This window comes from Duganella sp. GW822-FHT06D06 (assembly GCF_058799615.1).
Genome location: NZ_JBXALQ010000010.1, coordinates 1 through 15,116, shown reverse-complemented (window position 1 = coordinate 15,116; position 15,116 = coordinate 1). Strand labels below are relative to the sequence as shown.

The window sequence follows — 15,116 nt, the reverse complement described above, 5'->3', positions numbered from 1 at the left end:
TCAGCCGATGTCGCGCGTCATGGTGATGTCGAACTCGCGCTTCTCCGCTTCACGGAAATAGCTGACCGCGTTGAAGTAGGCTTCCGGCGCATACACACCGGGACGGCGCTGCTCGCTCAACATCAGCTGCACCGCGATTGACGCGTTCATCGACGTGGCCGCGTCCACATAGCCTTCGTACATGGCGTTGGGACGAACGATGACCTGGCAGCGCGCCGTCGCGGGCTTGCCGCCCACGCGGCCACGGCCGATGGCGAAGTGGATCTCGTGACTCTTCTGCTGAGGAATGCGCTCCTGGTTCTCGGCGATGTTGCGCTGGATGACGGCGTTGAGCACGTCGAGCGGACGCACGGCCACGCCGTTGATGTCCACCGTGCGGTCGAAGTCGCCGAAACCGGCCTTGACCAGGCCGACCCACGCCTCGTGCTCGCGATTCGGCAGGTGCAGCTTCCAGGTGAATTCCTTGATGCCCTTTTCGCGGATGCCGTCGGCCAGCGGCACGGTCAGCTGCTCGGAGTGGATCGAGTACATGAACTCGCAACGTCCCCACGGCGCCGGCAGGTCGATGGTTTCGACGCCGGTCTGCGGCGCGCATTCGACGTGGCGGCCGTCGAGGAACTGCAGGCACGGATGGGCATACTCGGCCAGCACGGTCGACACGCTGTACGGCGGCACCAGTATCGGATTCTCGTCGCCGGTCAGGGTCGCGGCCCAGTACAGGTTGATGCTGTCGATCTCGTCCAGCTCGTCGGCCACGGCGCGGCAGATCACGTTCGACATGCCGGGATCGGCGCCCACGCCCAGCACCGCCACCACGCCGGCGTCACGGAAACGCTGCTGCCATTGCAGCTGCTTGACGGTGTAAGTGCCCAGGCCGCCCAGGTCCACGTAGTCGACGCGGGCGCCGAGCGCGGCTTCGAAGATCGCCATCTGGTGCCCGGCCAGCGTCGGTACGGAGTTGACGCAAATATCGGAACCGGCCAGCGCACCCGCCAATGCGGTCGGGTCGGCCACATCCAGGTCGTGCAAGGTCAGGCGAGCGTCGCCCAGTTCGTCGCGCAAAGCCGTCATGCGGCTGCGGTCGCTGTCGAATACCCGTACTTCGCCGATCTCGACAATGCTGCGGTCGGACAGCAGGTCACGGATGATGCCCTGCCCCATCATGCCGCCGCCGCCCAGGATGGAGATGATTGCCTTCTTTGCCATTGGTAGTGCTCCTTTATCGTTTGCATCATAAACCGAACAATTAGTCGGCTTTTGAAAAATAGTACCTGAAAAGCGGATCAAGTCCGCAAATACTTTTGTAAAAACTGATCTTTTATTCGCTTTTTTACGACAGCTGCGGCTGCCATGCGAACACGCGAACGCGAACACCCCGCTCACTCCGGGAGGAGTGGCGAGGGGCGATTAAGCGGTATGCCGACCCGAGGATTATTGCGAGTCGTCGAACTTGATGATGCCGGCGATTTTCTTCGACAGCTCCTCGCTGAGCTGACGCGTTTCTCCCAATTCGTTGCCCGCTACCATGACGACAGCCGTCGCACGTGGCGCCGTGTTGACACAGGTGATGGCAACATAGGCTTTGCCACGAGAACCGGCCACCTCCATGTTCGATTCCCGTATGCCCTGCAGGCGAGCGCCACGCATGGCGTCGGACGCGAATCCCAGGCAGGTTTTAACCGAGCCGCTCTTGACGGGCGTCTTGGTCCAGTACAGCGCAACGGCGCCTGCCTCGTGCACAGCCACAGCGCCTATGAAGGCCAGGAGGACAAGCTTGCCAGCAGGGTTCTTCATGATGTCTCCAATGTGGATTGTCGAGATCAATTAGACCTGCCGCTCGGGCGCGAGTTCAGCTCCTTACTGGTTCGACGGGAAGCTGAACACTGCCGCTTCACGCAAACCGGCGGAAGGCCAGCGCTGCGTGATCGTTTTGCGCCGGGTGTAGAAGCGCACGCCGTCCGGGCCATACGCGCCAAGATCGCCGAACAGCGAACGCTTCCAGCCGCCGAAGGAGTGATAGGCCACCGGCACCGGCAACGGCACGTTGACGCCCACCATGCCGACCTGGATGCCGTCGCTGAAGTAGCGAGCCGCCTCGCCGTCGCGGGTGAAGATGCAGGTGCCGTTGCCGTATTCATGCGCGTCGATCAGGTCCATCGCCGCCTGCAGCGAGGTGACCCGCACCACGCCCAGCACCGGGCCGAAAATCTCTTCCTGGTAGATGCGCATGTTCGACGTCACGTGGTCGAACAGACACGGGCCAAGGTAGTAGCCGTCCTCGTAACCCTTGGGCAGTTCGATCTCGCGGCCGTCTACCAGCAGCGTCGCGCCTTCGGCCACGCCATTCGCCACATAGGCGCGCACCTTGTCGTAATGCTGGCGCGTGACCAGTGGCCCCATGTCGCTGCGTGCATCGTCACCGGGGCCGACCCGCATCTTGCCGATCTCGGTGCGCAGGCCGGCGATCAGGGCGTCGGCCGTGGCGTCGCCCACCGCCACCAGCAGCGGGATCGCCATGCAACGCTCGCCGCACGAACCGTAGGCCGCGCCCATCAAGGCGCTGACCGCCTGGGGTATGTCGGCATCAGGCATCACGACGGCGTGATTCTTGGCGCCGCCGAGCGCCTGCATGCGCTTGCCTTGCGCGGTGCCGGTGGCGTAGATGTATTGGGCGATCGGGGTCGAGCCGACGAAGCTGATCGCCTGTACGCGAGTATCCAGCAACAGCGCATCGACCGCCTCCTTGTCGCCGTTGACGACGTTGAGCACGCCCGGCGGCAAGCCCGCCTCCAGCGCCAGGCGGGCGATCAGCAAGGTGGACGACGGATCGCGTTCCGACGGCTTGAGCACGAAGGTGTTGCCGCAAGCGATGGCCAGCGGCCACATCCACAACGGCACCATCGCCGGGAAGTTGAACGGCGTGATGCCGGCCACCACGCCCAGCGGCTGCATCTCGCTCCAGGAATCGATGGACGGACCGGCGTTCTTGCTGTGCTCGCCCTTCAGCAACTCCGGCGCGTAGCTGGCGTATTCGATGTTCTCGATGCCACGCTGCAGCTCGCCCATTGCGTCGCTAAGTACTTTGCCGTGTTCGGCTGTGATGAGCTGGCAGATTTCGTCGGCGTGCTGTTCCAGCAGCTGCTTCAGATTGCTCATGACACGCGCGCGTTTCAGCGGCGGCGTGTTGCGCCAGGCGGGAAATGCGGCCTGGGCCGATGCGATGGCGGCTTCGACGGTCTGGCGGTCGGCCAGCAGCACGCGCTTTTCCGCCGCGCCGGTGGCCGGGTTGTAGACGTATTGCGAACGGCCGGTGCCGTAGACGTCCTGGCCGTCGATCAAGTGGCCGATGAGGTTGTTCGATTCCATATGCGGTATTCCTGTGTTGGTTGCGTCAAGCGGTTTCATGGATGGCTTCGCCCAGTGCGGAGACCAGGCTGTCGATCTCGGCGGGAGTGGAAATGAACGGCGGCGCCAGTTGGATGGTGTCGCCGCCGTAGCGCACGTAGAAGCCCTTGCGCCAGCACTTCATGGCGATCTCGTAAGGCCGGCGCGCCGGTTCTCCCGGCAGCGCGGCGATGGTCAGGCCGGCGGCCAGGCCGATGTTGCGGATGTCGGTGACGTGCTTGCTGCCCTTGAGGCTGTGCACGGCGTTTTCGAAATGCGGCGCCAGCCCTTGCACCCGTTCGATCATCTGTTCGCCGACCAGCACATCCAGCGCCGCCAGACCCGCCGCGCAGGCGACCGGATGCGCCGAGTAGGTGTAGCCGTGCGCGAATTCGACCATGTATTCCGGGCCGCCGTTGGCCATGAAGGTGTCGTAGATCTCCTTCGAGGCCAGCACGGCGCCGAGCGGCTGGGCGCCATTGGTCACTTGCTTGGCCAGGTTCATGATGTCCGGCGTGACGCCGAACGCTTGCGCGGCCGTGTAGGCGCCGATCCGGCCGAAGCCGGTAATGACTTCATCGAAGATCAGCAGGATGTTGTGGGCCGTGCAGATCTCGCGCAAGCGCTGCAAGTAGCCTTGCGGCGGGATAACCACACCGGCCGAACCGGAGAACGGCTCGACGATGACGGCGGCGATATTCGATGCGTCGTGCAGCGCGATCAGGTCAAGCAGTTCGTCCGCCAGCTCGATGCCATGCTCGGGCATGCCGCGCGAGAAGGCGTTCTGCTTCAGCTGGGTGTGCGGCAGGTGGTCGGCCTGGATGCCCTGGCCGAACATCTTGCGGTTGCCGGCGATGCCGCCGACGGAAATGCCGCCGAAATTCACGCCGTGATAGCCCTTCTCGCGGCCGATCAGCACGGTCTTGCTGGCCTGCCCCTTGGCGCGCCAGTAGGCGCGCGCCATCTTCAGCGAGGTGTCTGCCGCTTCCGAGCCGGAGCCGGTGAAGAAGACGTAATCGAGTCCGTCCGGCGTCAGCTCTTTCAGGCGATTGGCCAGCGCGAACGATTGCGGGTGGCCGAACTGGAAGGCCGGCGCGTAGTCCAACGTCGCCATCTGGCGGCTGACGGCTTCGGTGATTTTCGGGTGGCCGTGACCGAGGCCGCTGCACCACAATCCCGACAGGCCGTCGAAGATGCGTCGGCCGTCGGCGTCGGTGTAGTAGCTGCCTTGCGCGCCGACGATGATGCGCGGATCGGCCTTGAAATTGCGGTTGCCGGAGAACGGCATCCAGTGTGCCTCCAGCCAAGCGGCGTCGGTGCGGGTGTCGCCTTGCTTCATGTTCGTCTCCTGTTAAAAAAGCGTTGATGGCGTCGATTTTAGGGTAAGATTTCACTTCCATATTTATCAACCTATCAATGCTTAGTTAGCGTTTTATGCAACCAAAGACCAAGGCGGTGCTGGGACAGCTGAGCGACATGGATTTTCGCTTGCTGCAAGTGTTTAAAAGCGTGGCCGATTGCGGCGGCATGGCTGCGGCCGGGCTGGAGCTCAACATCGGCATCTCCACAGTCAGCCGGCATGTGAAGGATCTGGAAGAGCGGCTGAAACTGCGCCTGTGCAGCCGTGGCCGGGCCGGCTTTGCGCTGACCGCCGAGGGCGAACGCATCTACGAAGAGACCCAGCGGCTGCTGGCCTCTGCCGACGTCTTTCGCGCCAGCGTGGACGACATCCATCGCCGCATGGGCGGCCAGCTGCATGTGGCGGTGTTCGACAAGACGGCCAGCAATCCGGCCTGCAAGATCAGCGAGGCGATTGCATTGTTTGCCGAGCTGGCGCCGGATGTGGCGTTGAACTTCCACGTGGCGACGATCAACATGATTGAACGTGGCGTCATCGACGGCCAGTTCCAGGTGGGGATTATTCCGGCCCACCGCAGTTCGGAAAGCCTGAGCTACGACACGCTGTTCGGCGAGACCATGCTGCTGCACTGCGGCGCGGATCACCCGCTGTTTGCGCGGGCCGACGTGGGATTGGATTGGCAAGGCATCCGCAGCTATCAGTTCGCGGGACTGGGCTATCACTCGCCGAATATGGAGATCAGCCAGCAGGTGCGGCTGCCGCGCAAGGCCACGGGTTTCGACCAGGAGTCGATCGCCACGCTGATCTTGTCCGGCAAGTACCTGGGGTTCTTGCCGGACCATTATGCGCGGGGCTTTGTTGCGGACGGCAAGATGCGCGCCGTGCATCCAGAACTATTTCGCTACGAGTGCGATTTCGTCGCGATATTGCGCGGTTCGCCCCGTCCGTCGCGGGTTGCGCTCGCGTTCCAGCAATGCCTGCTGGATGCGCACGCTCGTTAGAGTCCGCCCAGGCAGACGTACTTCATCACCAGATAGTCATCGATTCCGTGGTGCGATCCCTCGCGCCCCAGGCCCGATTGCTTGACGCCGCCGAACGGTGCGATCTCGTTGGAGATCAGCCCGGTGTTGACGCCAACCATGCCGCTCTCCAGCCCTTCCGCCACGCGCCAGATGCGGCCAATGTCGCGCGAGTAGAAGTAGCTGGCCAGGCCGAACTCGGTGTCGTTGGCCAGCGTGATGACTTCCTCGTCGGTCTTGAAGCGGAACAGCGGCGCCAGCGGGCCAAAGGTTTCTTCAGTAGCGACGATCATGTCGCTGGTGACGTCGGCGATCACGGTCGGCTGGAAGAAGCTCTGCCCCAGCGCGTGCCGCTTGCCGCCGGCCAGCAGCCGGCCGCCCTTGGCCAGCGCGTCGGCCACGTGCTGTTCGACCTTCTGTACCGCCTTCTCGTCGATCAGCGGGCCTTGAGTGACGCCCTCGTCCGCGCCGTTGCCGACCTTGAGCCTGGCCACGCCTGCCACCAGCTTTTCGGCGAACTGCTCGTACACCGCGTCCTGCACGTAGATGCGGTTGGCGCAGACGCAGGTCTGGCCGGCGTTGCGGTACTTGGAGGCCAGCGCGCCCTCCACCGCCGCATCCAGGTCGGCGTCGTCGAACACGATGAACGGCGCGTTGCCACCCAGTTCCAGCGACAACTTCTTGATGGTCTTGGCGCTCTGCTCCATCAGCAGACGGCCCACCGCCGTCGAGCCGGTGAAGGTCAGCTTGCGCACGGTGGGGTTGGATGTCATCTCGCCGCCGATTTCTTTCGGCGTGCCCGTCACCACACTGAATACGCCGGCCGGTACGCCTGCGCGTTCGGCCAGCAGGGCCAGTGCCAGCGCGGAGAATGGCGTCGCTTCCGCCGGCTTGAGCACCATCGTGCAACCGGCGGCCAGTGCCGGGCCGACTTTGCGGGTGATCATCGCGATCGGGAAGTTCCATGGCGTGATGGCGGCGCACACGCCGATCGGCTCCTTGGTCACCAGCAAGCGGCGGTCCGTCCATGGAGAGGCCAGGGTTTCGCCGGCGACGCGCTTGGCCTCCTCGCCGAACCATTCGATGAAGGAGGCGCCGTACGCCACCTCGCCGCGCGACTCGGCCAGCGGCTTGCCTTGTTCGGCCGTCATCAGCTGCGCCAGGTCTTCGGCGTTATCCAGGATCAGGTCATTCCACTTGCGCAGGATGGCGGCGCGTTCCTTGGCGGACTTCTTGCGCCAGGCCGGCCAGGCCGTGTTGGCGGCAGCGATGGCGCGGCGTGTCTCGGCGGCGCCCATCAGCGGCACGGTGCCAAGCAGCTCGCCGGTGGCGGGATTGCTCACGTCCAGCGTGGCGCCGCCATCGGCAGCGCTCCACTCGCCGTCGATGTATGCCTGCTGGCGCAACAGGGATGGATCTTTTAACGTCGGTTTCATTCGTTTCTCCTTATGCGCGCAGGGCTGCGTCGAGGATGTCGAGCGCTTCGTCCAGCACCGCGTCGCCTATCGTCAGTGGGCACAGAAAGCGTATCACCTGGCCGTAGCCGCCGCAGGTCAGCAGCAGCAAGCCCTTGCTCATCGCGTGCGCCTGGACCTTTTTGGTGAAGGCTGCATTCGGCGCGCCGGTCTGCGGATCGCGGAACTCCACCGCCAGCATGGCGCCGATGCCGCGCACCTCGGCGATCTCCGGGACATCGGCGCGCGCCGCCTCCAACCGGCTGCGCAGGCGCTGCGCCACCGTCACCGCGCGTTCGCACAGCCGCTCTTCTTCGATCACGTCCAGCACCGCGTGCGCCGCCGCCACCGCCAGCGGATTGCCGCCGTAGGTGCCACCCAGGCCGCCCGGTCCCGGCGAGTCCATGATCTCCGCACGGCCGCACACCGCCGACAGCGGCAAGCCGCCGGCCAGGCTCTTGGCCATCGTCATCAGGTCCGGCAACACGTCGTAGTGGTCCATCGCGAACATCTTGCCGGTGCGGGCGAAGCCGGTCTGGATCTCGTCGGCGATCAGCAGGATGCCGTGGCTGTCGCACAGCGTGCGCAAGGCCCGCATGAATTCGGGCGGTGCGACGTAGAAGCCGCCCTCGCCCTGTACCGGCTCGATGATGATGGCGGCCACCCGCTTCGGTTCGATGTCGGCCTTGAACAGCGTGTTCAACGCGGCCAGCGACTGCTCCACCGTGACGCCGTGCAGCGCATTGGGGAACGGCGCGTGGAACACCTCGGCCGGGAACGGGCCGAAGCCGGTCTTGTAGGGTTCGACCTTGCCGGTCAGCGCCATGCCCATCATGGTGCGGCCATGGAAGCCGCCGCTGAAGGCGATCACGCCGGCGCGGCCGGTGGCGGAACGGGCGATCTTGATCGCGTTCTCGACCGCCTCGGCGCCGGTGCTGAAGAAGGCCGTCTTCTTGGCGTGGTCGCCCGGCGTGATCTGGTTGATCTTCTCGGCCAACGCAACGTAGGACGCGTAAGGCACGATCTGATAGGCGGTATGGCTGAAGCGCTGCAACTGCTCGCTGACGGCGGCCAATATGCGCGGGTGGCTGTGGCCCGTGTTGAGCACCGCGATGCCGGCGCCGAAGTCGATATAGCGGCGGCCTTCGATATCCCACAGCTCCGCATTCAACGCCCGCTCCGCGTAGAAATCGCACATTACGCCCACGCCGCGCGGCGTGCTCTGGTTTTTGCGCTGCTGCCAATCGCGATTGGTATCCATGCTGCTTCCTGCCATGACGAGTTAAGAGGTCTCCATGGTCGCGCGCTTTGGCACCAGTTGATAGTGCCAATTCCGATTTTTAGATGGTACCAAGATTCCGCCCAAGCTATACTGGGCCATGCGCACCTTCACCGTCTCCGACTACCTGCTGCTCCATCTCGACAAAGCTCCCGGCCAGCCCCGCAATCAGCGGATCTACCAGCTGCTGCGCCAGCTCATCCTCGACCGCGTGCTGCCGGCCGATACACGCCTGCCGTCGAGCCGCGACCTGGCGCTCCAGCTGGGCCTCTCGCGCAACACCGTCCTGTATGGCTACGAGCAGCTGCTAGCCGAAGGCTATCTGGAGACGCGCGGCAGCGGCGGCACCTACGTGACCGACACCGTGCCGATGCTCGACGGCGCGCCGGCGGCCAGTGCGCGCCGCAAGCCCGTGGCGGCCAACGCGCACAGCGCGCTGTCGCGGCGCGGCCGCAAGCTGGTGGCCCATGCCGGCGCCTCCCAGCAGCAATGGGGCGCCTTCGTGCCCGGCGTGCCGGACGTGACGCAGTTTCCGCACAAGACCTGGAACGCGCTGCAATCGCGCATCTGGCGCAATCCGCCGGTCGCCAGCCTGACCTACGGCCATGGCGGCGGCTACCAGCCGTTGCGCGAGGCGCTGGCCAATTACCTGAAGGTGTCGCGTTCGGTGGACTGCACGCCGGAGCAGATCGTCATCACCGGCGGCATCCACCAGTCGATCGACCTGTGCATGCGCCTGCTCAGCGATCCGGGCGACGCGGCGTGGGTGGAGGATCCCTGCTACTGGGGCGCGCGCAACATGCTGGCGGCGGCGGGCGTGGAGATCCGGCCGGTGGGGCTGGACCAGGAAGGCCTCTGCCCGAAGCCGCTCCAGCTGGCGCGGCCGCCGCGCTTCATCTTCGTGACGCCGTCGCACCAGTATCCGTTGGGGACGGTGATGAGTTTGTCGCGCCGCCGCATGCTGCTGGAATATGCGCAGCTCCACGGCTGCTGGATCATCGAGGACGACTACGACAGCGAGTTTCGCTACGGCGGCCGGCCGCTCGCTTCGCTGCAGGGCATGGACCGAGGGGAACGCGTGCTGTACATGGGCACCTTCAGCAAGACCATGTTTCCCGGCCTGAGGCTGGGCTACCTGGTGCTGCCGGAAGCGCTGGCGCCGGCCTTCGTGACCGGCATGGAAGAGGTGTACCGGTCCGGCCACGCGCCGCTACAGGCGACCATGGCGGCGTTCATCGAGCGTGGGCACTTCAACGCCCACATCCGCCGCATGCGTCTGCTGTATGGCAGCCGGTTGGAGATCTTGCAGCGAGCCATCGCCGCCGAGTTCGCGCCGGAACAGGTGTACGCGGCCGGCGCCGATGCCGGCCTGCACCTGACCCTTTACCTGCCGCCGGGATGCGACGACCGCGCGGTCGCGCACACGGCGCAGCAGATGGGCATCGCGGTGCGGCCGCTGTCGGGCTACTACCATCAGCAGGCGCGCAGCCAGTCGGGACTGGTGCTGGGCTATGCCTGCGTGGAATCGGCCCAGATCGCGCCGGCATTCGCGCAGCTGGCGCGGGCGATACGCGCTCATCTTTGAACGCCTACGCAAGGTCATCGCATCGAGACAGCGGCGGGCGCGTACTCACGGCTCCCGGCAAGAAGATAATTTCAATGAGAACTTGCCAAGTTTATTTTTTAGACAATTTTCTACAGTATAATTATCTAATTATTAAGCAGGCAGCTACTCATTAGACGACCGCCGTAGGCGTTATTTCTCTAAGTCCGGTGTAGCTCCGCCGTCGCAATTCTGATCCGACTATTTTCCTCTTCAACGCTAAAGGAACAACCATGCCCATGGTGACACGTCCCCTCTCGCCAGTTCAAGTAGAAATCTATTTAAACCAGATGAAGGCGCCGTCCTCGCCCATTTACAACACGGGTGGCTACATGCGGCTTAAAGGCGTCGATCCGGCCAGGCTGCAGGCGGCGCACGCGCAGGTGTTCCGCTCGCACGATATGTTCGGCACGCGCATTTCCGCCAGCCGGCTGGAGCAGTCGGTCAGCGAGGTGCGCACCACGTTTGTGCCAATCACCGATTTAAGCGGTCAACCCGATCCGCAGGCGACGGCCCACCAGTTGATCAATGCGATGTTTGAGGAGGCGATGCCGTTCATCGACAGCGAGCTATACCGCGCGAAGCTGTTGTATCTGGGCGATGGCGAATACTGGGCGGTCGGCATGGTCCACCACATCTGCCTGGATGGTTGGGGATTTGGGAACTGGACCCGGCGGCTGGCCGAATATTATGCGGCCACGGATGCGGCGCCGGCGGCGCCCCAAGAATTGCAATTGAGCGGGATGGACATCGACGCCGGCAAGGCCGGGCTCGAACAGGCCTATTGGGCCGAGCGCTTGTCCAATGTGCCAGAGCGCTTCCTGCCAGGTCGGGCGACGCCGCGTAGCGCGCAATGGTCGAGCCGGCTGGCGAGCGCCTGCCATCGCGACGTTCTTGCCTATGCGGCTGAACGAGGCGTCAGCCCCGCCAGCATCTACTGCGCCGCGTACCTGACCTATATCGCCAAGGCCTATGGGCAGTCCGACCTGCTGCTGGCCTTGCCGACCCACAATCGCACCAACCATGCGGCAAAGCAGGCACTGGGCGCCTACGCCGATGTCACCGCCCTGCGTATCGCGCTACGCCCCGACATGTCATTTAGCGATCTGGTCAGGGAACAGACATCGGAGCAGAAGCGCAGCATGCGCTACCAGCGCATCCCGCTGGTGCAACATATGCGCGAACTCGGTTTGCCCTGCAGCGACGGACCGGGCTATCAAGTTGGCTTCAATTACCAGCCATTTACCGCTGACATCCGCTTCGGCGACGGCGCCGGCGAGCTGGTCTCGTGTTCGCATCGCCATGAGCAACTTCCACTGATGCTGAGTGTATGGGAAGCGGGTTCTTCGCTGGCGCCAGTGGTGCAGCTCGACTTCAACCTCGGCTATTTCGATCTTGCCGAGGCGGCGTTGATCGGCGAACGTATCGTGACCTTGCTGCCACAGTTGCTCGCCCGCCCGGACGAGGCGCTCGACCGACATACCATATTGTCCGCAACCGAGCGCGCCAGGTTGCTCATCGACTTCAACGCCACCAGCACCGACTACCCGCAGGACCTGCTGGTGCACCAGATGTTCGAAGCCCAGGCAGCGCGCCAGCCCGATGCGCCGGCCCTGGTGTTCGACGACCAGCAACTGAGCTACGGCGAGTTGAACCGTCGCGCCAACCAACTGGCCCATTATCTGATCGCCCAGGGCGTAACGCCCGATGCGCGCGTGGCCATTTGCGTCGAACGCGGTTTCGACATGGTGGTCGGCCTGCTGGCCATCCTCAAGTCCGGCGGTGCCTATGTGCCGCTCGATCCAGCCTATCCGCAAGACCGTCTGGCCTATATGCTGGAGGACAGCGCCCCGGTCATGCTGCTGACCCAATCCGCGCTGGCGCAGCGCTTCGTTTCAGTCAATATCAAGTCGATGCTCCTGGATCAGCCAACGGAACTGAAGCGGTTCGCCACTGACACGCACAGCCAGGAAAATCCAGCGCCACGCGCGGCAATGGAACGCACTTTGGCCTATGTGCTGTACACATCGGGATCGACCGGCGCGCCCAAGGGTGTAATGGTCGAGCATCGCAATGTCCGCAACCTGGTGCAGCACCACGCGCAGTTGTGCCGGCTCACTTCGGAAGACAAGGTACTCCAGTTTGCCTCGTTTGGCTTTGATAATTCAATCGCTGAAATTTTCCCGACCCTGTCGGTCGGCGCGCGCCTGATCTTGCGCCCTTCGCACATTACCGTGCCTGACGCCGGGTTCATCGCCTTCATGGAGCGCCATGCCGTCACCATGGCCGACTTGCCGACTGCATTCTGGCACTTGTGGGCAGCGCAGATCCATCTCGGAAAAGCCGTGCCCAATGCCGCGTTACGCCTGGTCCTTGCAGGTGGAGAAAAGGCTGAGCTGAGGCAACTTGCCCATTGGTTCAGCAAACCCGCAACACACGACGTTACGTGGATCAACACCTATGGTCCGACCGAAGCGACAGTCAATGCAACTACTTGGAGCTGCCGCCACAATCATGCGTTACCGAATCATGATTTGCCAATTGGCAGCCCGATTGCCAATGCGCGGATCTACATCCTCGATCCTCAACGCCAACCAGTCCCGATCGGCGTGGCCGGCGAGATCTACATCGGCGGCGCCGGCGTCGCGCGCGGCTACCTGAACCGCCCTGACCTCACCGCCGAGCGCTTCCTGTCCGATCCGTTCGGCGGCGAAGCCGAGGCCCGCATGTACAGGACGGGCGACCTGGGCCGCTGGCTGGCCGACGGCAAGCTCGAATACCTGGGCCGCAACGACTTCCAGGTCAAGCTCCGCGGCTTCCGCATCGAACTGGGCGAGATCGAAGCCCGGTTGGCCGCCTGCGACGGCGTGCGCGAGGCGCTGGTGGTCGCGCGCGAAGACCAGCCGGGCGACAAACGCCTGGTGGCCTACCTGGTCGCCCACGAAGGCGCCGCGCCATCCACCGCCGACCTGCGCGCAGCACTAGCCGCCAGCCTGCCCGACTACATGGTGCCGGCCGCCTTCGTCACGCTGGACACCTTCCCGCTCAATCCGAACGGCAAGCTTGATCGAAAAGCCCTGCCCGCGCCGGACCGCACCGCGCTGGTGGCCCGAGCTTACGAGGCGCCGCAAGGTCAAACCGAGACGGCGATCGCCGCCATCTGGCAGGAGCTGCTGGGTATCGAACAGGTCGGCCGCCATGACCACTTCTTCGAACTGGGCGGCCACTCGCTGCTCATCATCAGCATGATCGACCGTCTGCGGCAAAAGGAACTGTCGGCCGACGTGAAATCCCTCTTCACCAACCCGACGCTGTCGGCGCTGGCGGCGGCGATCGAATCGAGCACGGCTACGGCGGTCGAGATCCCGGCCAACCCGCTGCAGCAAGTGCATCAGCATATCTCGCCCGAACTGCTGCCGCTGGTGTCGCTATCCCAGGCGGAGATTGATGTCATTGTTGCCGGCACGACCGGTGGTGCCCCCAATATCCAGGATATCTATCCGCTCGCACCGCTGCAGCAAGGCATACTGTTCCATCATCTTTTGACGACCTCCGGCGACGCCTATCTGGTCGACGCCAGCTTGCGCTTCGAGAGCCGCGACCTTCTGGACCGTTTCCTGGCGGCCTTGCAGAACGTCATCGATCGCCACGACATCCTGCGCACCGCCTTTCATTGGCAAGGCCTGGAGCAGCCGATACAGCTGGTGCAACGCTCTGCGCCATTGCCCGTTTACGAAGGAGCGCTGGCCGATCCGCGCAGCCTGCGTTTCGACCTGAAGCAAGCGCCGCTGATCGGGTCGTTCATCACCAGCGATCCGCACTCGGATGCCTGGCAGATGGTATTGGTCCACCACCACCTGGTATGCGACCACATCACACAGGAACTGCTGCTTGATGAAATCGGACTGATATTGCAAGACCGGAGCGGGGAGTTACCGACAGTCCAGCCCTATCGTCATTTCATTGCGCAGCTGTCAGCCACGCCGCAAGCCGTGCATGAAACCTACTTCCGCAGCCAGTTGGGGGATGTCCATGAGCCGTGTGCACCGTTTGACGTGCTCGACACCCATGGCAGCGGCGCCAATGTGCATGAAAGCCGTTTGGCGCTGGCGCCGACACTGTCGCGGCGCATCCGCCAGAACGCGCACCGCCACGGCACCACCGCCGCGACGCTATTCCATCTGGCCTGGGCGCGCGTGCTGGCGGCCTGTTGCGGCCGCGACGATGTCGTGTTCGGCACCCTGCTGTTTGGGCGCCTGCAAGGCAGCGACGCCGCCGACCGCATGCTCGGCCTGTTCATCAACACGCTGCCGCTGCGCCTGCCGCTCGACCAGCTCAGTGTCGGGCAGGCGCTCGCCGAAACCAGCCGCCGGCTCGCCGAGCTGCTGGAGCATGAACACGCCCCGCTAGCGTTGGCCCAACGCTGCAGCGGCGTGCAGGCCCCCGCGCCCTTGTTCACCACGCTGCTCAACTTCCGCCACTCGCGGCCGGCATCGGCGTCCGGCAATCTGAACGGACTCGATGGTGTTACCTTGCTCGATGGCGAAGAGCGCACCAATTACCCGATCACCGTCTCGGTGGACGACCTGGGCGAGGACTTTGCCATCACCGCCCAGTGTGCCGGCGACCTCGATGCGGCGCGCATGGCAAGCTATCTGCAATGCGCGGTTACGGCGCTGGTGGACGCGTTGGAACACGATGCCACGTTGCCGGTGGCGACGCTGGACGTACTGCCGGCCGACGAACGCGCACAACTGCTGGTGGACTTCAACCACACCGCGACCGATTACCCGCGGGACTTGCTGGTGCATCAGTTGTTCGAAGCCCAGGCCGCGCGCCAGCCTGACGCGCTGGCCTTGGTGTTCGACGACCAGCGGCTGAGCTACGGCGAGTTGAACCGCCGCGCCAACCAGCTCGCCCACCACCTCAATGCCCAGGGTGTGGCGCCGGATACGCGCGTGGCCCTTTGCGTCGAGCGCAGCTTCGAGATGGTGGTCGGCCTGCTGGCCATCCTCAA

General features: G+C 64.2%; 9 protein-coding genes. 3 read left to right on the top strand and 6 right to left on the bottom strand.

The features are described from left to right. The 4 genes from AC1RMD_RS18800 to aptA all read right to left on the bottom strand — a co-directional run bounded on the left by AC1RMD_RS18800 (position 1) and on the right by aptA (position 4,723). The gene (locus tag AC1RMD_RS18800) at positions 1-1,206 is read right to left on the bottom strand and encodes a saccharopine dehydrogenase family protein (protein WP_492928218.1); all 1,206 of its coding nucleotides are present in this window, start codon (positions 1,204-1,206) and stop codon (positions 1-3) included. A 225-nt stretch (positions 1,207-1,431) separates the two neighbouring features. Then, positions 1,432-1,794, bottom strand: a complete 363-nt coding sequence (locus AC1RMD_RS18795; protein WP_492928216.1) for a hypothetical protein — start codon at positions 1,792-1,794, stop codon at positions 1,432-1,434. Between the two features lie 63 nt (positions 1,795-1,857). Beyond that, positions 1,858-3,366, bottom strand: coding sequence for a CoA-acylating methylmalonate-semialdehyde dehydrogenase (locus AC1RMD_RS18790; protein ID WP_492928214.1), 1,509 nt, complete (start codon positions 3,364-3,366; stop codon positions 1,858-1,860). 25 nt (positions 3,367-3,391) lie between these two features. Further along, complete coding sequence (gene aptA / locus AC1RMD_RS18785) at positions 3,392-4,723, bottom strand: omega-aminotransferase AptA (protein WP_492928212.1); 1,332 nt, start codon at positions 4,721-4,723, stop codon at positions 3,392-3,394. Between the two features lie 95 nt (positions 4,724-4,818). Here aptA and AC1RMD_RS18780 point away from each other — a divergent pair, with 95 nt between their 5' ends. Then, positions 4,819-5,745, top strand: a complete 927-nt coding sequence (locus tag AC1RMD_RS18780; protein WP_492928210.1) for a LysR family transcriptional regulator — start codon at positions 4,819-4,821, stop codon at positions 5,743-5,745. Here AC1RMD_RS18780 and AC1RMD_RS18775 read toward each other — a convergent pair. Beyond that, on the bottom strand, positions 5,742-7,199 hold the full coding sequence (locus tag AC1RMD_RS18775) for an NAD-dependent succinate-semialdehyde dehydrogenase (RefSeq protein ID WP_492928209.1): 1,458 nt from the start codon (positions 7,197-7,199) through the stop codon (positions 5,742-5,744). The genes AC1RMD_RS18780 and AC1RMD_RS18775 overlap by 4 nt on opposite strands. 10 nt (positions 7,200-7,209) lie before the next feature. Beyond that, positions 7,210-8,478, bottom strand: a complete 1,269-nt coding sequence (gene gabT, locus AC1RMD_RS18770; RefSeq protein ID WP_492928207.1) for a 4-aminobutyrate--2-oxoglutarate transaminase — start codon at positions 8,476-8,478, stop codon at positions 7,210-7,212. A gap of 118 nt (positions 8,479-8,596) precedes the next feature. Between gabT and pdxR the strand changes: the two genes are divergently transcribed. Continuing rightward, positions 8,597-10,081, top strand: a complete 1,485-nt coding sequence (pdxR, locus tag AC1RMD_RS18765; protein WP_492928205.1) for a MocR-like pyridoxine biosynthesis transcription factor PdxR — start codon at positions 8,597-8,599, stop codon at positions 10,079-10,081. Between the two features lie 251 nt (positions 10,082-10,332). Beyond that, the coding region (locus AC1RMD_RS18760; RefSeq protein ID WP_492928203.1) for an amino acid adenylation domain-containing protein at positions 10,333-15,116 on the top strand (4,784 nt) is incomplete at its 3' end.